At 48.3% G+C, this 20695-nt stretch carries 15 protein-coding genes; 13 read left to right on the forward strand and 2 right to left on the reverse strand.

Annotated features, from left to right (window positions below; genetic code table 11):
• Positions 1 to 95: 95 nt before the first annotated feature.
• Entirely contained in the window at positions 96 to 1514 is a 1419-nt protein-coding gene (locus OCL06_RS12365; protein WP_262995004.1) for an MBL fold metallo-hydrolase RNA specificity domain-containing protein, read from the forward strand.
• Positions 1515 to 1822: 308 nt separating this feature from the next.
• A complete protein-coding gene (locus OCL06_RS12370) occupies positions 1823 to 5245 on the forward strand; it encodes a M36 family metallopeptidase (protein WP_262995006.1) in 3423 nt (1140 codons plus the stop codon).
• Between the two features lie 163 nt (positions 5246 to 5408).
• On the opposite strand, the gene OCL06_RS12375 is transcribed toward OCL06_RS12370, so the two are convergent.
• Positions 5409 to 5936, reverse strand: a complete 528-nt coding sequence (locus OCL06_RS12375; protein ID WP_262995008.1) for a DUF421 domain-containing protein — start codon at positions 5934 to 5936, stop codon at positions 5409 to 5411.
• A 569-nt stretch (positions 5937 to 6505) separates the two neighbouring features.
• Here OCL06_RS12375 and OCL06_RS12380 point away from each other — a divergent pair.
• Genes OCL06_RS12380 through OCL06_RS12415 form a run of 8 tightly spaced genes read left to right on the forward strand, consistent with a single transcriptional unit; the run spans position 6506 to position 14390 of the window.
• Positions 6506 to 7204 carry a hypothetical protein gene (locus OCL06_RS12380; protein WP_262995010.1) on the forward strand — a complete coding sequence of 233 codons (699 nt, stop codon included), beginning with the start codon at positions 6506 to 6508 and terminating at the stop codon, positions 7202 to 7204.
• A gap of 3 nt (positions 7205 to 7207) precedes the next feature.
• Complete coding sequence (locus OCL06_RS12385) at positions 7208 to 8161, forward strand: LPP20 family lipoprotein (RefSeq protein ID WP_262995012.1); 954 nt, start codon at positions 7208 to 7210, stop codon at positions 8159 to 8161.
• Positions 8158 to 9288 (forward strand): hypothetical protein, encoded by a 1131-nt coding sequence (locus OCL06_RS12390; protein ID WP_262995014.1) that lies wholly within the window; start codon positions 8158 to 8160, stop codon positions 9286 to 9288. Before OCL06_RS12385 ends, OCL06_RS12390 begins: the two co-directional genes overlap by 4 nt.
• Positions 9285 to 10661 carry a hypothetical protein gene (locus OCL06_RS12395; protein ID WP_262995015.1) on the forward strand — a complete coding sequence of 459 codons (1377 nt, stop codon included), beginning with the start codon at positions 9285 to 9287 and terminating at the stop codon, positions 10659 to 10661. Before OCL06_RS12390 ends, OCL06_RS12395 begins: the two co-directional genes overlap by 4 nt.
• 10 nt (positions 10662 to 10671) lie before the next feature.
• On the forward strand, positions 10672 to 11955 hold the full coding sequence (locus tag OCL06_RS12400) for a hypothetical protein (protein WP_262995017.1): 1284 nt from the start codon (positions 10672 to 10674) through the stop codon (positions 11953 to 11955).
• Positions 11952 to 12680, forward strand: coding sequence for a hypothetical protein (locus OCL06_RS12405; protein WP_262995019.1), 729 nt, complete (start codon positions 11952 to 11954; stop codon positions 12678 to 12680). The genes OCL06_RS12400 and OCL06_RS12405 overlap by 4 nt, the downstream gene beginning before the upstream one ends.
• Positions 12640 to 13788 (forward strand): transglycosylase SLT domain-containing protein, encoded by a 1149-nt coding sequence (locus OCL06_RS12410; RefSeq protein ID WP_262995021.1) that lies wholly within the window; start codon positions 12640 to 12642, stop codon positions 13786 to 13788. The genes OCL06_RS12405 and OCL06_RS12410 overlap by 41 nt, the downstream gene beginning before the upstream one ends.
• Positions 13785 to 14390 carry a hypothetical protein gene (locus OCL06_RS12415; protein ID WP_262995023.1) on the forward strand — a complete coding sequence of 202 codons (606 nt, stop codon included), beginning with the start codon at positions 13785 to 13787 and terminating at the stop codon, positions 14388 to 14390. The genes OCL06_RS12410 and OCL06_RS12415 overlap by 4 nt, the downstream gene beginning before the upstream one ends.
• Positions 14391 to 14622: 232 nt before the next feature.
• Here OCL06_RS12415 and OCL06_RS12420 read toward each other — a convergent pair whose 3' ends face one another.
• Positions 14623 to 15081 carry a DUF302 domain-containing protein gene (locus tag OCL06_RS12420; protein ID WP_262995025.1) on the reverse strand — a complete coding sequence of 153 codons (459 nt, stop codon included), beginning with the start codon at positions 15079 to 15081 and terminating at the stop codon, positions 14623 to 14625.
• Positions 15082 to 15304: 223 nt separating this feature from the next.
• Between OCL06_RS12420 and OCL06_RS12425 the strand changes: the two genes are divergently transcribed.
• The 3 genes from OCL06_RS12425 (at position 15305) to OCL06_RS12435 (ending at position 20649) form a co-directional block, all read left to right on the forward strand.
• Positions 15305 to 15889 carry a cysteine hydrolase family protein gene (locus OCL06_RS12425; protein ID WP_262995027.1) on the forward strand — a complete coding sequence of 195 codons (585 nt, stop codon included), beginning with the start codon at positions 15305 to 15307 and terminating at the stop codon, positions 15887 to 15889.
• On the forward strand, positions 15886 to 17949 hold the full coding sequence (locus OCL06_RS12430; protein WP_262995029.1) for an NAD(+) synthase: 2064 nt from the start codon (positions 15886 to 15888) through the stop codon (positions 17947 to 17949). The genes OCL06_RS12425 and OCL06_RS12430 overlap by 4 nt, the downstream gene beginning before the upstream one ends.
• A 141-nt stretch (positions 17950 to 18090) precedes the next feature.
• Positions 18091 to 20649, forward strand: coding sequence for a hybrid sensor histidine kinase/response regulator (locus OCL06_RS12435; RefSeq protein ID WP_262995031.1), 2559 nt, complete (start codon positions 18091 to 18093; stop codon positions 20647 to 20649).
• Positions 20650 to 20695 lie beyond the last annotated feature (46 nt).

The raw sequence follows: 20695 nt of genomic DNA on the forward strand, positions 1-20695 counted from the left end.
GAAGTTTCGTTCAGCACTTTTTACTACGCGTATCAGCCGTTGGCGCCGGCCAGTATGCAAATGCCTCTGTGGTCTGGCAGGGGGCGGAGAGAGGCATGGCATCATTGACATTTTACGGGGCGGTAGAAGGCGTAACCGGCTCAATGTATTTGCTGGAAGCTGGCGATAAGAAGGTGCTGTTAGACTGTGGCTTGTTTCAGGGGCGGCGCAAAGAAGAGGCGGCCAATCATCAACCCTTTCCGTTTAGGGTGAGTGAGCTGGATGCCGTGGTGGTATCGCACGCGCACCTTGATCACTCGGGCCGTCTGCCGCTATTGGTGGCAGGAGGGTACAAGGGGCCCATCTACATGACTAACCCTACGTCTGATCTGGTCGCCGTATTGCTGAAAGATGCCGCCTCGTTACAGGAGCGCGATGCCGAGTGGGAGAACAAACGCAGGCGCCGTGCCGGGAAAAAGGAGGTTGAGCCACTGTATACACTCGAAGACGTTGATGACACGTTAAGCTTTTGTCGGGGGCTTGCTTACTATCAGCGCCATTATGTAACTGCCGGTATTGCGGTTTGTTTCCAGGATGCCGGGCATATATTGGGCTCCGCGATCGTCGAGATATTCGTCACTGAAAACGGACAGCATAAAAAGCTGGTATTTTCAGGTGACTTAGGAAACTCGCAGGCAGCCTTACTCCGCGACCCCAGTATCGTAGAAAACGCCGATATAGTGTTACTGGAGTCAACCTATGGCGATCGTGAGCACCGTACTATGGCGGAGACCCTAAAAGAGTTTGAAGACGTCATTCAAGAGGCGTCAGCCAATGGCGGCAATATATTAATCCCGTCCTTCGCGGTAGGCAGAACGCAGGAAATTATTTTTCGTCTGGGCGAGTTATATCAGAAAGGTAAGCTGACCCACCAGGTCGTCTACTTAGACAGTCCAATGGCCATCGCGGTCACAGAAATTTATCACCGGTACCAGCATGTGTATAACGAGGAAGATATGCAAGCTATTGAGCAGCATTCCCCGGCCGGGATGATGCACAGCAAAAGCCTGCACAGTTTCTTGCCTACCTTGCGCTACAGCACTACCACCGAAGAGTCGATTGCGCTCAATCGCATTGTCAGTGGTGCCATATTTATCGCCGGTAGCGGGATGTGCAATGGCGGACGCATTCGACATCATTTTAAGCATAACCTGTGGCGGAAGCAGTCTCACGTCATTTTCGTCGGATTTCAGGCGGTTGGCACGCCCGGACGAGCGCTGGTGGACGGTGCCAAGACCTTTAAAATTGGTGGCGATGATATCGCGGTGAAAGCGCAAATTCATACGCTGGGCGGGTTTTCGGCTCATGCCAGCCAGTCACAGTTACTTGAGTGGTTATCGCATTTTAAAGCCGTTAAACCACGATTATTTCTGGTCCATGGCGAGAGCGGCGCCAAAGCAGCACTTAAACAGGCGGTTGATGCGCAGGGATGGCAGGCGGTCATCCCTGAGCTGGGACAAACAGTTACCCTGTAACATACGGCGCTGTCTGAACAGCCGTCTTTTGAAAATATTTTTATTAACTGATTGATAAGGGGGCGGCTCACCTGTTGCTGAGGCGCAAAGCACCGGGCACGGGCCTGAGATGCGTTGGCGCTGCGGCGTTCAACTAAAAAAGCTATGTTTGTTCACCATTTAGTCAACTGGTTGGTGCAGTTGACTCTAGTGGTTTACCCCTATGGTGGATGTCGATTTTTTATTCGATGCTGAAATGGTTCCGCTATACGGCGACTTCAGATAACAATTATCTGACGCCGATAGCCCCGAAATCAAAGGATCGGATAATGAAAAAAAGAAACCTCGTTTATGCGGCACTCGCGGCTGCATTACCCTTCATGGCGAGTTCATCCAATGTACACGCCCCCCTTGATACGTCATCCCATCGCATTGCTGAAATTAATCTCAACGACAGCTATGTAAAAACGCCCGCCAGTGCAGAACTTTCCACGGCACTCGCGCAGTTGCAAGCAGCGTTTCCCAACGCTACGTCGCGCACTACCAATGGCAACTTAGACACTGTCTTTGGGATTGCAGTTGACGTTGCAGGCAGCTCCCCGGAGCTTAGGGGACTGGACTTCATCAGCAGACATACCGCTTTACTGGGCGGCTTAACGTCAGAAAACCTGGTATTTAACCCTTTCCGCAGCAAAGCGGCACTGGGCGGGCACTTGGTGCGCTTCGACCAGGTGGTGGACGGCGTTAAAGTCAAAGACCGTGGGTTAGGATTACTGATTGATAAGTCTGGCGTGGTACGAGCCGTATTTGCTGATACTGTAACCAACCCCACAGTAAGTAACGACAGTGTACTGAGTGCAGAAGCCGCGGTGGGTGTGGCCACTGCAGACCTGGTCACATTCAAGCGCACGTTACCCGTTGAGGCGCTTGATGTATTAACCCCGGCTTTTTCACAAATCGAGAAAGCCCTGGGCGTATTTGCTAAGCCCGTACCTCAACAGGTAGTCGTGCAGGACAATGATACCCTGCGTATGGCATGGCGTTTCTTCTACTATTCGACCAATCCTTTCGGTGTGTTTGAATATGTCATCGACGCCCAGAACGGTGAAATACTTGCCAGAAACGATCAGGTCAGAACGTTATTACCCGGGGATGGTGATTCACAAGCTACCCAAACGGGAGCACTGCAACAAACCGCAGATTATTTCCCTACGTTCCCACCCATTACTGACTCCATGCAGCGCGAGTGTTTAATTGAAGATGAAGCGGGCGGCTATACAGGCAAACCTAAAGGTATGGAGCGAATTAATCTTCGCAAATTTGACGACAGTAATGTGGTCACCGGCACCGAAGGCCTGCTAACAGGTAAGCACGCGGTTATTGAAAGTGCACTGCCGACCAAAGGCGCGTTCCCTCAGGCGGCCACAGGCACTTATCACTTTAGTGAAGATGCCGGCATAGAAGCGCGGCCAAAAGAAAATGATCACGTCACGCCGTCGCCGGCCCATCATATTGACGGTATCAGTCAGTTTATCTATATCACCACCTTACTGGAGTATCTGGATTATCTGCATAAAGACGGTGACAGCGTGCACAGTCGCGGTGTAGGTGATGGGTCGTTTCCTAACAGTTACCCGAATGAAGCGGTACCGCTTACCGGCGTAGTGCATATCCCTAATGTACTGGATCCACCCGACAACCCGGCCGATCCTGATTTTATGGCGAAACTGCTGGGACTCGATAACGCGTTTGCGGTGCCCTTGTCACAGGAAATTGCCGGCGAAGAAGTGGTGGTAAACCCCACTGCGTACGGTCACGGTTTCTTGTTTAACAATCTGGCGATGGACTTCTCCGTGCCTATCCACGAAGGGACACATGCGACTATTACGCCCATCGCCGGTTTTGAAGGCGGGCCTGAGGGCGGCGCACTGAATGAAGGGCAGGCTGATTTATGGGCCTATACCGTGGGTGAAACGCCTGATTTGGGCACCTACCCGGTTAACTCTTGTGATCTTCGCGATTACCTTCGGGAGTTAGATGTCGATCCTGATTCATTTGAGTTTATCCGTTCTGCACAAAGTCAGATCCGTTATTCGCAACTCGGCACCCGGGACAATGCCTTTGAAGTGCACAGAGACGGTGAGATTTACGCCGGCGCCATGTGGGATTTGCGTGAGCTGATGGTGGCATTGCAACCACGGAGCGAGTTCAAGCGCCCAGACGCCGTGACTGGCGAACCCACTCAGGATATCAGCCTGGGTAAAGAGACCTGGGAGCGTATTTTCTTAGGCTCTATGTATGTATTAGGCGTGACAGCGCCCGATACCTTCGTAAAAGCCAGAGACGCCGTGTTAATTGCTGATGCAGCCCTGTACCCAAGTGATGCACTTGACCTGACGGCGCCTGGCCGTCATCACGCTTTGATTGAGCGCGTGTTTGCAGCCCGTGAAATGGGTGCCAACGCGAAAGCGCCAGTAGGTGGACGCCAGACAGTATCCACTGCTGTCAGCGAGTTTACTGCCAGCCAGGAAAAACCTGCGACGCCAGCCACTGTCGATGCGCACATTATTTCCGACGATGCGATTGAGGTAACCTGGGACGCCGTGCCTGAGGCGGTCGCCTATCAGGTGCTCAAACGTAAGAAAGGAACCAGTACGCGCTTATTTACCGGGGTGCCGACCCGAGAATACTATGAAGGTGACGTCAGGTTTGATGGCTTTACCCACGTAGAGTTCGTTGCCGGTGATACTGTGTATGTGGATAAAGGCCAGGGCTTAGGCCGTGGTGCAGGGCAGGGGATTGACTCCTTTGACTACGAATATGTTGTCAGAGCCATTGCGCCGGCCAGCAATAAGCAAATTGGCTTCTCAAATATGTCAGGGATTGCTTCGACCGGGCTGGATGCCGTGGATGTAAGCAAGCAGGTCGACTATAAGATTGACAATGTAAGCTATAGCGATGGCATTTTCGCCTTCGATCTGGCGCTGATTAACACGGGCGATGAGCGAATTTATGGTCCAGTTGATTTCAATATCACCCGCATCAGCGAGCGCAGTGTCACCGTGCTGAATGCGGATAACGGGGGCACCGGTCAGCGACGGGATACCGCTACCTTTAGGTTTGATCAGTCACTGGATGTTGACGGCACGTCCGGCACCCGCCATGTGAAACTGGATAACCCGAATGGCAAGCTGTTCACCCTGCGCGCGCGCATAAATGGGTATGAAGCCGGGGCATCGTCTACCGGTGTGGGTGAAACCCCAACCAACGACACCTCTGCAGCCAATGAGCAAGGCGTGGTTTACCACAACATTGAAGAGCATACCGGTGTCATCATCGTAGGTGCCGCAGACGAAGCCTTGGTTGAAGGTGTGGACTATGTGGATATTCCCTTCACTGCGTTACCGAGCGCCTCGAGTGTAGTGGCTACGTTAAGCGCTGACGCTGAAGTGGTGGCCGTACCGGACCTTGACTTTGAGTTACTGGATGCCGAGGGCAACATCATGGACTCGTCTGGCAACCTTGGCTCGAATGAGCAAGTGGGTGGCGGCATAGTCCCTGGTGAGACCTACCGGGCACGGGTTAACGGCTGGGCCAATGGCCCTACCACATACCGGGTAGTGATTGATCAGTTCGTTAGCGATGAGCAGGACGCGAACGTTGATCAAAACGGCGACTCAACAACAGGCACGGTATCGTTCGAGTTTAATCCTCTGACGTATACTATCACCCCTGTAGGGTTAGTTAACTAAGTCTTACCCTGTAATACAGCCCTACTTGCTTGTGCTAAAGCAGTAGGGCTTTTTTATTTTTCGCATATCCCAGAGGTGAGTACGCATTTTTGCGCTATTGATCTCACCAGGCGGTTAGACCGAAAGGTGACGACAGCGATGAATTCATTGACTCAGAAACGGATTACTCTGCGGATTTAATATGACAGGTGCCTTGCAATAATTCTTCATTGCAGTCACTGCCATGCAGCACCGAAATATCTCCGGTAGTCTCTAAAATAACGGCCCGAACCTTTGAAAACTCTAATACGTTAGCTTCTCTGAGTTTCGCAATTAAATCACTTTTGGCAACCCGGGTTTCTTTTAAAGCTGCTTCCAGAATTACCCCATCGCGCATTAGTATTACGGGCGCATTTTGCATCCAGGATTCAAATCGGTCGGACGACTGCCGAATGTTGGCAGTGCTGTATTGCACCAGGAACAAGGTGGCCATTGCCAGACCTGACTGAAAAAAAGCGCTCCAACTGGTAGATTGACTCGCGCCTGCTAATAGCGACCCCATCGCTATTGTCATCACGAAATCAAAATTGGTCATTTTGGAAAATGAACGTAAGCCGTTAATGCGCACCAGAATTACGACCCAGCATATCGCCAGAGCCGCCAGTAAAAAACTACGTATTATTAAATCAAGCGTTGCTGAGTCGACAAACATACGAATATCCGCAAGAAAATTAAAAGTGTTATTTAATACTCAAAAAAAAGCAGAACAGATGCGAGACGCAGACAAAACACAGCTGCAATCTGACTCGAAAAAAGCTGGCGACATTAGTGCTATTCTACGCATACAAAGCATTTGAATATAACGTCAAGACGGATGGGGTAACAAGGCCGTATCTACTACAAAGAGCGTCATTAAAAGACGTTACACAGCATCGGTGTTCAATTAAACGGTAGTTAACTCGGCGCACATTGAAACGGCGTGATCTAGCCTACTTCTGATAGGAAAATAGCTACACGTTATTATTCTTCACACGGAAGCTGAGACTAAGAAATTTGTAGCGTCCGACACGATATAACGCATAAATTCTATAATTGCCAAATTTATGAGTGGGGTAGCAAAATATCTCTGTTGAAGCATCAAAATTTATAGTATTGGATATTATACTTTTCTATAAATAAATATGCGTAATGGCTCTTTCTTAAAAAAGTAATTGATTTATTGTTGACCAGACACTAAGTTAATGTGTAAAAATTACAAAGTAAAATTTTCAAGGAAGAAAAATGAAGAAATGGATTTTAGTGCCTACTCTTGCCGCTATACTTGCCACTACTGGGTGTTCCTCAACTGACGAAAGCGCCGAAAATGCTGCGACGATGAATCGTGATCAGGCAATTGCTACGTTGTCTGAACAAATCGCTGAAGTGGGCTATAACCCGGTTGCTATTCAGCCTGGCGTCGATGAATTTCTGAATATTTGTGCATCGGTTCTAAAGCGCCAACACAAGGTGATGGAAGAATACCGTACGCAAGCTGAGCACTATGCTGATGTGCAAGCATTTCTTTATGCCCATAAAGACAAAGAGCCAGCAGAGCTGCAAGCCGCTATTGTTGAGTTCGACAATGGTGCACAATCTGAAGATGAGAAAATTGCCCCCAAAATCCTTGCTTACCAGTCTGCTATTGATGAAGTTTCTAAACAAAACGCCGAGCTGACTGTTGAGATCACTGTGCAAGTTGCACAAGCCGCCTATATGATAACTCAGTACGGTCAGGCTATTGCGCAGTCAACCGCACTAAATATGGCTGGTAGTCTGTTTAGTAGCGAAGAGAAGAACGCGGATAACGACCTAGGTTTAGCCGTATTGCGTGCAAAAGATCAGATTAGTCTTGCCTCAGATGCAAACAAAATCATATCGATAGAACAAGATACCATCAAAGCTATCGATAGCCTTCAGGCAGAACTCGACGCTAAAAGCTAAGCTATGTTGTCCGCAAAGTGGTGGGGCGTCGCTTCGGCGATAGCCCTGATGATGCTTGCCTGCCTGGCGCGAGCGGATCAGCAAGCTCCTGGCTGGGTGCACCAGCCTCCCATAAGCTCAGACAGCACGTTTGCCGGTGTCGGTACTGGTATGACGGCGGCAATAGCTAGGCGTAATGCGCTGGCCGACATTACTCAACAAATTTCCACTCGTGTTTCATCGACCACCGTCTCTAGTCAAAGTAAAGCGGCGGGTGATATCAACTCGACATTTGAAATGACGGTGACAGGCGCATCTGTGGCCATTCAGTTTAACGATATCAGTGTTGAAGATACCTATCTGCATTCCGCGACCCAGCAGGTCAGTGTTCTGGTGCATGTAAGTAAGGCGTCGGTTATCCGGCATATCCTGCAACGACTGAATTACTATGCTTCTTTACAATTCCCCGAAACGGGGTCGGAGAGCGAAAAACTACTCTGGCTGCTGCGCTATAAGCACGAACTTGAACAAGCGAACGCGTATGCGCTGGCTTATCAAAACTTAACTGGCGCGGCTTCTGCGTATACTTTTAAGACGCAATTGGCAAAGCTATTACAGGCGGAGCAGACGCTGGGCGTAAGAGTCGTTGCCGGGCGTGATATGTCGGACGTTAGCGCTTTGATACGCCGTCAATTGCCCGCTTCCGGAGAGCCTGACCTATGGTTGCAGCTGGCCTGGAAAAAGCAACACAGATCCAACGCAAACAATGTGCAACAACGCATCTCTCTGACCGCACAGCTCACAGAATCTCAGTCACCATACAGGCAGTTGCATAGCGCCACGATTGGGGTGATTGGCGAAGGTGACTCGCTGGCTACGGCCGCACTAAACGCTACTCAGAAACTGAATCAACAGCTAACTCAGCCAATAGCTCATTGGCTATTCAAAGATTTAAACGCAATAGGACATACACAGTGAATCGAACCGTAAACATTATATTTTCGTTAATTGCGGCAAGTGTTTTGACTGCATGCCAATCGACTCAGCAAGCGCAGCAAACGCAAACAGGCAACGTTAGCAACCGTGCCTCCAATGCTCAAATTGCAAAAAGTGCGTATAACTTTGAGGATCAGGACATCAAGGTCCCTGCCTTCTTTGATACTCAAGGACTCGCGAACTGCAATTTTGACCGCGCAAGTGAGGCTGACAATTGCCCGTTGAAAAAGCCTGTGGTGCGCATGTATTTCAGTGGAACAGATGTCGGCGGTGAAGGGCAGGGTGTTCAGGCTCTCCGTGAATATGACAACAATCAACTGTTAAAAATGTTGGAAAATCAGTTTGCCGGCATTAATCGCTTTCGTATTGTAACGCGTGATGATGCAGTTATATCAAAAGAACAGCAGTTACAACTTGAACAGCAAGGAGCCACTAACGTTGCGACGAGAGCTACCGCAAACCGAGTGCTGCAGCCTGATTATGTAGTGAAACTGGATACACTTCGCACAGTTAAAAATGAAGGCAGTATTACCGGTTGGATGGATTATACACTGGAAATCACGTCCGCCATTATCGACCCGTACACACGAGAAATGCTCGCTTATCCGAATGTGGGAAAAATTCGCGTTAAATCAGAAGACGTGCGTGATCGCAGCGAATTGAAATACGTCATGGCGAACAACCGCCATGTCAGTGGGTTCCGTTATTTTGATAGTGCACACGTAAATGCAGTAATGAATGATATGGCATCCCGCGGTATTGATATATTGCTTACGCGAATGCTTTCTGAAATGCCCGCCACCGCGCAGGTTTTCGGTATTAAAGGCAACCAGATTAGTCTTGACCGTGGCCAGAATGCCGGTGTGCTCCCTAACGAAACAATGATCGTGTTTCAATACAGTGCGGGGTTTGTAGAGCCCATTGGAGTGGCAAACGTCAACCCGTCACGTAACAGCGCTATGGGTGAAATTACGCTGTGGAAAGACTCTAAACTTGCGGACAGCATAGCAAAACAAGCGGAAGCTGGGGTTTATCGGCCTGACAGTAACACGAAAATATTCGCTGTCTCTGTGGGAACCCCAGCCGGTTTCCTGGAGAGCCGCACATGATACTCAGAGCACTGCTGGTTGCATGCTCTCTTGTGCCGGCAGTAGCTGAAGCACAACAACACCTGCAAATATCTTTAGCGGGCGACATCTCCACACAAAACTGTGCGTATGGTCGCGGGGATAGTGCTATCCAGGAAGCGAAAGCACAAGCTCTGGCAGAAATTTCACGTCAGGTAAAAAGTGGAAGTTTACTCTCATTAGCAGAAAGCCAACAGTCACTCTCCTCTGAAACGATCAGCTATTTACAAACGCTATCGTCATTGCAACAGGAAGGCATGGATCTTCAGGGGTTAAAAACTGATATATCAGCGCCTGTCCTGCAAGGAAGCGAGACGTGTATCACCGTCACGTTGCTACACCAGAGCCTTTCCCAGGGGCAATCCGAGGGGGGCTGGGCCACTACTGATGAAGTGATATCTGTAACAGTGGTTGGTGAAGGGTGGGAAGACCGGCAACGAGGCGTTAGTGCACGCAAAAGTGCCGAGCTTGATGCTCTGCGACGGGCTATTTCCCAGGTCGTCGGTACCTGGCTGACAGAGCAACGATCGCAACACTCAAATACAGCTGAACTCACCACCGAGACGACCAGCAATTTTGAGTTGCAGAGCTTCGTTGCTCAACAGTTGCAAACCAAATCCGCCGGGACAGTTAAAGCCTGGTCGGTATTGGAATCCCAGCCTATACAGCCGAATGGCATGAAGGTCACTATCCGAGCCGATGTAGAGAAAACGCCATTGGCTGTTGCCAGCAAAAATATTCTGCAACAGATTGGTTCGCCCAGAGTCGCAGTAGTCGCACCCCAGCCTTTGGCTGACACCCTCAGACTATGGCTTTCAGAACAAGGCATTGAAATCAGTTCCGCTGCAAACTTAACGTTAAGAGCATCACATCAGCTGATAAAGAGGTCGGGCACCGCACGGCTGAACCTGAGCATTATTCTTGAAGATCAGGCGGGTAATGCGTATGGGCGCTGGCAGAATCGCCCCGAGCTGATCGCGCTGCCCTATTCAGACCAGGTACTCAGGGACCTTATTAAGGTGCACCTATCCACTGACGGACAAAAGAAGGAATTCCACCAACAACTCAATAGTGCCTTCATGCGGGTGGTAAAAGAGGAGGGGCTCATACACGACATATTTATCAGCAGTCAGTATCTCTCCCAACCCGACCGATTAAACAGTGTGTTGTCGACAATGGGGGGGGCGAGCGCTGTATCGGTGTCGCATTCCGATGGCATTTACAAAGCACAAATGCGATTCACCGGCACGACGGGAGAGTTAGTCGCCGCGCTTAGACAATCGTTACAACCAATTGCTGGCAGAGTTATGCCACAGCCAACTATCAACAATGATTTCAATATCCGTTTCGACTAAGGACAGAACAATGAAGCACAGACTATTAAGCGCTGCCGTACTACTTGGATTAGCTGGTCAGGTGAATGCGCAAGATTTTGATTTAACCGACCTGACACCAGCACGTCCGGGGGAAAGCGTTGATGCGGGCGACACTATGTCACAGGGCAATGTCGTTGTGGGTAATAACGAAGCGACCGCCATGAAAGTAGCGCACCAACAGCTGGTTAACAATGACGAAGACGGTATCCGTCTTATTCAGGTAGGCAGTGGTACCGGAATTTTGTCAATTGGCAGCGCGTTTTACGAAACTTACGACAACCTTAATGCAACATTGTTATCGAAACGTGCAGCTTATAACCAGGCCGCCTTGATAGCCAAAAAGCAACTTGCCGAGAATTTTGAAGGCGTGCAGTTGCAGTGTGAAAATGTCGCTAAGCTGAGCATAGACTATATCGATACAGGCTCCGATAGTGTTGGTAACGAAGCCGCAAGCATGCAAGAAAGTTGTGTTAACTCCGTAGCAGGCTCGGTATCTGGTTATGTGACCTACGATGTTTTTGACGATGTAGATGCTAATCAGGTTCGTATCAGCTTTGTGTCGACACCGAAAACGCGAGCTCAGATCCGCGAAAAGAACGGGGCGGTCGAAGTGACCACCAATCCGAACGAAATTTTCCGTCAGGTAGTGAATGATATCAATACAGGGGTGTTACCCCCTATGGGCGCCAAAGTCCTGACCAATGCTAATACAGGCGAAGTCACTGTATTGGGCTATGGCTCGGCGATTGTGCGCCAAAACGACGATTCGCGTATGTCAAAAAGACTGAAGCAAATGGCAAAGAGTCAGTCACAAACGCGTGCGCGAGCCGCCCTTCTGGGCACACTTGAGGGGGCGGAAGTCTATTGGCAGGGCGGATTCGACGAGAGTCAGATGGAGAGTACTCAGCAGTTCGAATACACAGATCCGGAACGTGATCCCAGTAAAGTGAAAAAATTAGACGATACCCGTAGTCAGTTTTTGAACCAGGTAAAACAAAGTGACGCGTACTCGGCAGTGACTGCAGGTAAGCTACCCCAGGGGATCGGTATGCGCAGCTTCCTGAGCGAGGACGGGCACTGGCAATACACTGTAGCGGTTTATTCGCCAAGTCTTGAGGCGACGGCGCAAGAAGCAAAGCGTGAGATGAGTAATAGTGGCAGAGCGACACAAAGCAGTTCTGGTGAATCGATTAAGGCGTACGGTGGGCGTAACAGTGAGGCAGGCAATCCTCAGGGAGCATCTGGTTCGGTGTCAGATGACGACAGCTTGTGAAAAAGTGGTTGATTCTCGCCGCACTGGTTGGCAGCAACCAGTGGGCGACAGCTTCGGAAGTAGGCCTGTTAGAGCGTTTTGAGCAGAAACTCGACAACAATGTTGCAGCAGTAAAAACTCAGCAGTCGTTACCACAAAGCCTGCAAAAAAAAGCATGCCGGCTTTTGTTAAGCCAGCCAAAGCGGGCGTTTTTGCGAAATGAACTCAGCCAGCAGGTAGGCTTTACCATAGACTCATCGGTGAGTTATTTCAGTGGCGCAATAGAAAACATAAAATTGTGGCGGGATGATGGCTGGCAATACTGTTCAGGCCAGGTTGAGTTCGACAACTATCAGGATAATTTAGCGGGTTTAGCTGTACGCGCTGCCTGGGCAATGAGCGATGAGGTAAGCGAGGATCAACTCTCGTCGCTACTAAAGTTAAGCCTGAGAAATTCATCAACAAGTGCAGATGCCGTAGTTTTGATTGCATTTCTTGCACCAACCGCACAGCAATTCAGCTACTTGCAAAAAAATTTAGTCAAGGAGCAGGTAAGTTTAGATGTAAGCCGGTTGGCAGCCGCAAAACTGTATATAAAGCAACAGGATTATGGAACTGCGATAACCATACTGAGTGACTGTACAACAGTGGAGTGCAGGCGCTTGAAGCTTTCGGCAGAGACGGAAAAGGAAAGACAGGATGCTCATGAAGCCACGGATCTGGGCAGCTACTTTAGCGGTAGTTAGTTACGTTGCAACTGCTCCGGCAAACGCACGACAGCAGCCTGAAGACGCTGAATTTGAACGTTTTCAGCAGCAGCTTAGCAGTGAGTTTGCGGAGTACGAGCGCCAGCAGAAAGCTATGTACGACGAATTTGTCGAGGAATGGCAACGTGCACAGCAAGCCTACAAAAAAGAGCTCAGTGCAATTTGGGGCGAGGCGGAACTGTCCGACAGCAAGCGGTATGTAAGCTACAGTCAGGACTTGCGTCAAAAAACTGTAGTAGATTACCAGCAAAATACTGTGTCTATAGAAGTACAAGGGCAACTTGATGAAGTCGACTTGTTGCAACGTATAGAAGCACGCTTAGCAGAGTTGGCAACAACACCAGTCCAGCAGGCAGTGAAGGAGGATCCAATTGTCCAGAGACTGCCAGAATCTTTACATCTCTCGGGTGGCACTAATACTGACGCAACTCTGTTGGACCCGGATACAGAAGTGTTGTCGATTGTCAGAGATGTGACGCCTAGCATCAAAGCGACACCCACTACTACTTCAATGACCGTAACATTACCCAGTGTGGCCGCGCAAAAAAGAGTTACGCGGGTGTTACCTACGGTGAAAAGTTACGCCCAAAAGCATGGGTTATCGGTGCCCTTGATGCTGGCGATAATTCACACAGAGTCCAGCTTCAATCCTATGGCCCGCTCACATATCCCAGCGTTCGGGTTAATGCAAATTGTACCCACTACGGCTGGCCGTGATGTCAGCGAGTACTTGTATGGAGAGCAGCAGCTTTTTAGTCCTGCGTATTTATTTGAAGCGGAGCGGAATATTGAAGCGGGTAGTGTGTATTTCTATTTACTCAGTCGGCGCTATTTCGGAGGAGTTAAAAACGATGGTGTTCGTCAGTGGCTTGCTATTGCAGCTTATAACACCGGGCCAGGAAACGTTGCTCGCACATTTGGTCATGGCTTCAGTTTAGCTCAGGCGACGCACGTGGCGAACACCATGAGCTCGGCAGAAGTGCATAGACATTTGATGTCCTCTCTCCCAGCACAAGAAACTAAAGACTACCTCACTAAAATTTCGGAACGTCAGTCTTATTATCAACAACTATTGGAAACGCTATGATAAAGAAAACTTTCATCGTATTCGCCATTACTGGCGGGCTGGCGGCATGTTCGTCTCAACCGGATTCGACCGGGCAGCAACTGCAAGCGCAAACAAATCAGAATGTGCGGCAAGCTACTGGCAATCCTCAGGACACGGCACCAAGCTGGGTATTCGCACCAAGCTCAGAGAAAGGGCTGGCGGCGTCTGCCTGTGTTGACTGGTCAGGCAACATGGCGGTAGATAAACCGCAGGCCTTAGCCGCAGCGCGCGCTGATTTAACTCAGCAAATACAGGTTAAAGCCAGCGTTTTGGACAAACTATATAACCGAAAAGTACAAGCTGAAGACGGCAGTTCAGTCGGGGCGAGTTTTGAACAGGTATCAAAGCAAGTTGCAAGTGAAACACTGGTAGGGTCAATACCTGAAGAGATGTCATTAGCGAGAATTGACGGTAAAAAGTATCTGTGTTCAATGGTTGTTCTAAATGAAACCCGGGATACATTCGATGCAATTGTGGATGCATCGAATCGTTCAATTGACCCTCAGTCGAAAGCGGCCATGTACGAGGAATTTCGCGCTCAAAAAGCAATGAAAGAGTTGGAGGCTGAACTGGAAGACTAAGTTAGTAGTGGTGAGGCGAGATGTAAGAGAGCATTAGCTGAGCCTCTTACCAGTGATGCACGGATAATTCCGCAGCATGCGGTCTTAGGCGACGGTAGGCCGCATGCTTGCTCACACCTCATTGTACCCCTGAAAATACTTTCTAAGCGCATCCCTATTGCCATAGTGGATGCGCAATTTCATTTCAGTGGCTGATTTACTCCGTATAGGCAGTATGCCCTGAAGTGCCTACTTAATTTTTACGATTGGTCAACTGCTCACTGAGATTGCTCAACACCGTACCAATCTTTTTAAGGTACTTATCGCAGCCTTCAATTCCGTGGCGCGCTTTTAGATAATCCGGGTCGTTATAACCCAGCCAAACCTGGCCTTCCTCGTCCTCCCACACCAACACTTTTTGCGGCAGATCGATAGCGACCGACTGCGCGCAGTGCATTAATGGCGTACCAACCTTGGGATTACCAAAAATCAGGGTTTCTGTAGGACGCAGGGAAAGATCAGCGTTTTCCGCATTCGCTGCGTGGTCAATGCGGGTGAAGAAGGTCAGCTTTTTCTCGTTAACCAGCGCTTCTAAACGGTCGGCGGTTTCTGTTACCGAAAAAGCACTGGCTTTTTTAACCAGCCCCTCGGCTGCATGGGCAGTGAATGTCGTACATGCGGCGAGCAATAACAGACTGAGTTGAACTTTCATCCTTTTCTCCTTTTGATGTGAGGCGGGCACAAGACATCACCCATTTAATCTCAGGGTAGTCAACATCTGTTCGTTTGTTACCCGCACTTTGTAACGATCGATCATAGACAGCAGACTGATCTGAACCTTTTTTTCTTCATATATCTTTAATGTGGTCGCCGTTTTGTGGGCAGTGAAGAGAGCAGATTTATTCAGCAGTTAATTTTTTACTGGAGTCGACAGCGTGAACAAGCCAGCGGATTTCCCGGATAAAAGTAAAGTTGTACTCATCATTATCGACATGATTAATGATTTGGAATTTGAGGATGGCGAAAAAATGCTTTCCCCCGCACTTGAAGCTGCTCGGAATATCGCTGCGTTTAAGGAAGAACAATTAAAAAACAGGTCGATACCCACGATTTACGTTAATGACAACTTCGGCAAATGGCGATCGGATTTTCGTCAGTTAGTCTCCCATGTTCTGGATGATGGGGTGCGGGGGGAAGAAGTTACCAGAATATTGCACCCGGATGAGGACGACTACTTTGTAATAAAAGCGCGCCATTCAGGCTTCTTTGGCACAACATTGGAAACCTTGTTACAGCACCTCGGAGCTGAAACCTTAATTCTGGCCGGGCTTACCGGCGACATGTGCGTTCAGTTTACCGCGCAGGATGCCCATATGCGGCAGTTTAATCTGATTATTCCACCCGACTTAATCGTCTGTGCTGACGAGAAGACCAAGCAAACTGCAATTTCTCAGATGGCGTTAACGTGTAAAGCCGCTACGCCCTGTTCTTCTGATATTAACCTGGATGAATATTTGTGAATAAACAACAGTCTTTCAACAGTATTTATACTCATGGGTTCGCCCGGGTCGCCGTATGTATACCCCAGGTGAAGGTTGCTGACCCTGCTTACAATAGTGCTCAGATTATTGAGTTAGCACAACGGGCCGCGTCCAACCAGGCGTCGGTCTGTTTGTTCCCGGAACTGTGTATTAGTGCATATTCCTGTGGGGACTTGTTTCACCAGGACGCATTGCTGGATGGATGCGAAGCCGCTATTAAAGACATTAAAGAGGCCTCCAAATCAATCCGTCCATTATTGTTAGTGGGCGCTCCACTGAACATTGAGGGGGCGCTGTATAACTGTGCGTTGGCCATACACAATGGCAGGATTTTAGGGATTGTGCCCAAAACGTTTTTGCCTAATTACCGGGAATTTTATGAAAAACGTCAATTCACATCGGGGCGGGACTGTCTGCTAAGCGAAGTTGAATTACTCGGGGAGCAGGTGCCGTTTGGTTCTGATCTGATTTACAACGCAGTAGATGTGAAACACCTGCGTATCCATAGTGAAATTTGTGAAGATCTGTGGACGCCCATTCCCCCCAGTACCTACGCTGCACTCGCGGGTGCTACACTATTAACCAATTTATCCGCAAGTAACATTACAATAGGTAAAGCACGCTATCGCAGAGATTTGTGTGCCCGGCAGTCAGGAGCCTGTATTGCTGCCTATCTGTATGCTGCGGCAGGACCTGGTGAATCTACTACGGATCTGGCATGGGATGGTCACGGATTAATTTTTGAAAACGATAAACTGTTGAAGGAAGCCGGTCGGTTTACCCCAGAGGCCGACCTGTTATTGGCGGACGTGGATTTGGAACGGTTAAGCCAGGACCGTATGCGCTTAACCAGTTTTCAGGACTCGGTGAGTGTCCATAAAGAGCAGGTTGCTAAAGTTCGCCGCATTGATTTTACGCTAAACCCTGTAGAAGCCGGACTCCCTCTTTTACGTGACATCGATCGTTTTCCTTTCGTGCCCGCCGATAGCGGGGATTTGGATACACGCTGTTATGAAACGTTCAACATCCAGATCCACGGCCTCAAAAAGCGGCTTAAAGCCTCCGGGTTTACCAAGCTGGTCATTGGCGTCTCAGGCGGTCTGGACTCCACCCACGCGCTTATAGTTGCAGCGAAAACCATGGATCGGATGGACCTGCCTCGGTCAAATATCTTAGCGTACACAATGCCTGCCTATGCCACGAGCAGTAAAACCAAGAGTAACGCCCATATCCTCATGGAGAGCTTAGGGGTTACTGCCAAAGAAATAGATATTCAGCCTTCTTGTGATCAGATGCTGCGTGATATTGAGCATCCTTATGCCCGAGGAGAAGAGGTGTACGATGTGAATTTTGAAAATGTGCAGGCAGGCGAACGCACGTCACACCTGTTCAGATTAGCCGGCCAGAACCATGCCCTGGTTTTAGGCACCGGAGACCTGTCGGAAATTGGGTTAGGCTGGATGACGTATGGCGTGGGCGATCATATGTCGCATTACAACGTAAACGCCAGTGTGCCCAAAACATTAATTCAGCATCTTATACGGTGGATTGCCGATCAACAGGAGTTCGATGCTGATACCCGCAAAGTTCTGACTGATATCGTCGATACAGAAATTTCTCCAGAATTAGTACCAGGTAAGGAAGATGGGGAACAGCCCGCTCAGAAAACAGAAGACAAAATCGGTCCTTACGAACTGCAGGATTTTAATTTGTACTGGAGCACCCGATATGGGGTTCGGCCTTCGAAGGTTGCGTTTCTTGCCTACCATGCGTGGCATGACAAAGAGCAGGGGAGTTGGCCAAGCACGCTTCCGGAAGCCAGCCGAAACGAATATGCCTTGAAAGATATAAAGCACTGGCTGGAAGTATACTGTTACCGATTCTTCAAAATTAGCCAGTTTAAACGCTCGGCGTTGCCTGACGGTCCGAAAGTGGGATCGGGAGGTTCACTATCTCCGCGTGGGGACTGGCGGGCGCCCAGCGATGCAGAGGCCGAAGTGTGGCTGGAAGAGATTAAAAATATTCCTGATAGCTTGTAACGGCGATTCAAAACTCTAAAACAGTACCTCGCTATTATAGAGGCCAGCACGACGAGCCTACCGCTACTTTGACAAAGGAGCTGTAACCTATAGACTGACTATACACATAATTTAACAAGTGATAAAAATGACAGGTCGCCTTTGACAGTTTGGTTTGCTAGTGCTCTTATAATTTGTGTTGTTGTTTTCCTCATCGACAGCATCACCCCCTTGGGAATGGCTGCTGGGTACCTGTATATTCCCTCCCTAATTTTGTGCTCCTTTTCCAGAAACGTTACTCAATTGCGAACAACGTTTCTAATCATCCTGCTGTTTTTTATAAGCGGTACGCTTGCGAGCTATATGCTGCACGAAATAATGCTTGAATGGTTTTGGGCCCTGAACAGGCTCCTATCTAGCACGATGCTGACGCTTATTTTTTTCGGTTTATATAGGGTAATAAAGAAGGTCAATAGACTGGAGGAGGAGAAGCAGGTTATTGACAAGGTAATTGACGCCGCAGGTATTGATGTCATCTTATTGGATTTAAAACGTGAGGTGGTTGATCTTTTAGGTGGTGGCGGAGCGATGAGCTTGTTCAATATTAAAACACGCCTTTGCCTGGAAGATTACCTTGCAAGCCTGGGTACAAAAAACCAAGCACGTATGCATGAGCTACTAAAAAGCATTGGTGGTAGGAGTGGATTTGAATATGAATCTGACTTTCTTGATGTCACCCCACACGAGCACTGGTACAGAATAAAAGGTTTTCAAGTATCAACTGGCAAGTATCACTGCATTGTTCAGAATATTTCTTTAAAGAGTGATGAGGGTGAGACCACCAATAACCTAAACGCTATTTTAGATTTACTACCTTGTTTTGCATGGACGGCTAAACCTTCAGGAGAAATAGACCATGTAAACCAGCGGCTAATTGAAAGTACTCAATATTCGAAAGAGGACCTGGTAAACCAGTGGGCAGATTATGTCCATGAGGAAGATAAGGACAAGCTACTTAACGATTGGGCCTACGCACTTAAAGTAAAAGAAAAGTTAAGTTACGAAGCCCGGTTCAGAAGAAAAGATGGGACCCTTATACACTCAGTTAACGAAATCTCTCCGATTTTCAACGACAAGCAACATTTGATTAAATGGTTCGGATTTGGCTTGGATATATCTGACCTTCATAGGCTGCAACAACGAACTACGCTTCTCAACCGAATAATTGAGGAGACTCATAATGCGGCGATGTTTTGTGAGTTTGACGAGAAAAAAGCAGTATTGACAGCAAAGTATTTCAATAAAGCCTGTGAAAAACTGACTGGTTTTAGTGAGACTGAGATAGTCGGAAAAAACCCGATAAAAATACTGAATATGAAGGAGAGGACGTCGCTGGAAAGCCCATTTTCCCAGGTTCACATTAATGGGCGAGATTTGTTATCAGGTGAAGTCCACGTTAAAACAAAAAAAGGTAACGAAATCATTGTCGATGTTTACTCCCTTTCATTAGATGATGACACCCATAGTGATTCTTATTCAGTCATTATCATCATGCAGGACAAGACCACCGAAAAAAGGCTTGAGGCAATAACGCATCGAAATTCCCGCATGGATTCAATTGGGCACTTAACAGGTGGGATTGCACATGACTTTAATAATTTACTTGCAGTCATATCCGGAAACCTGGAACTGATTAAGTTAGAAGCAATTTCAGAGCGAGTGCTATCGCTAACCGATAACGCACAATCAGCTGCACAACAGGGAGCTAGCCTTACCAGAAGCTTGTTACAGTTTGCGCGGGGGAGTGAGAACCAGACTACCGACTTTACACCAGTATCTGAGACTCTGGCTGCGCAACTGGCTCTGTTTACTTCCGTGAATAGCGAGCAGCAAATTGATATAGCCGATGATATCCAGCCAAACCTCAATGCAGTTATTCCTCATTCTCAATTAGAAAGTATTGTCATTAACTTGCTGAATAATGCAAAGGATGCGCTCTTCGATACTCTCCGGCCCCATATAAAGGTACAGGCATCACTGGTCCTTATTGACAAGTATGAAGCAGAAAGCCTGGCAATCGAGCCAGGAGATTACGTTAAAATTGTCTTTTCAGACAACGGTTGCGGTATGTCAGGTGATCAGCTAGAGAATATTTTTTCACCTTTTTATACTACAAAAAATAAATCGAAAGGAACCGGGTTAGGATTAAGTTTAGTGTTTGCATATGTTCGTCAAAGTGGCGGCATTATTGATGTTAAGTCCGAAATAGGGAAAGGTACAACCTTTATATTGTACCTCAGGAAAGCCCGAATAAACCGCCGTGAACCGTTGGATAAAGATCATAGTTTGGGGGGAGGATTTTATCCGGATTCTGTTGCCCTCATAATTGAAGATAAACCTAAGGTCGCGGAAGTTGCGAAACGTCATCTGGAAAGTTTTGGTTTTAATTGCCGAACATACGGCAGTGGCGCTCACGTCCTCGACGCAATTACACCGTCCAGTAAAGTTGATTTAATTTTCACTGATATTTCGTTACCCGGAGAACTAGATGGCTTCGACGTGGCTAGAGAGATAGTTAAATGTGTGGGTGAAAAGCCGGTTATTTATGTCTCTGGTTACTTTGAAGAGGTAAGTGATGATGCTTTAATAGCAGGAGCCGTCAAATTGGAAAAACCTTATACGCGGCTGGAACTTGCAAGGGCTTTAGAAAGTGTCATGTGAGTCCTGGTGTTACCTTACAGTAGCCAAAGGTGTAAGTGCCTTCATT

The organism is Alteromonas salexigens (genome assembly GCF_025628895.1).
Taxonomy (GTDB): Bacteria; Pseudomonadota; Gammaproteobacteria; order Enterobacterales; family Alteromonadaceae; genus Alteromonas; species Alteromonas salexigens.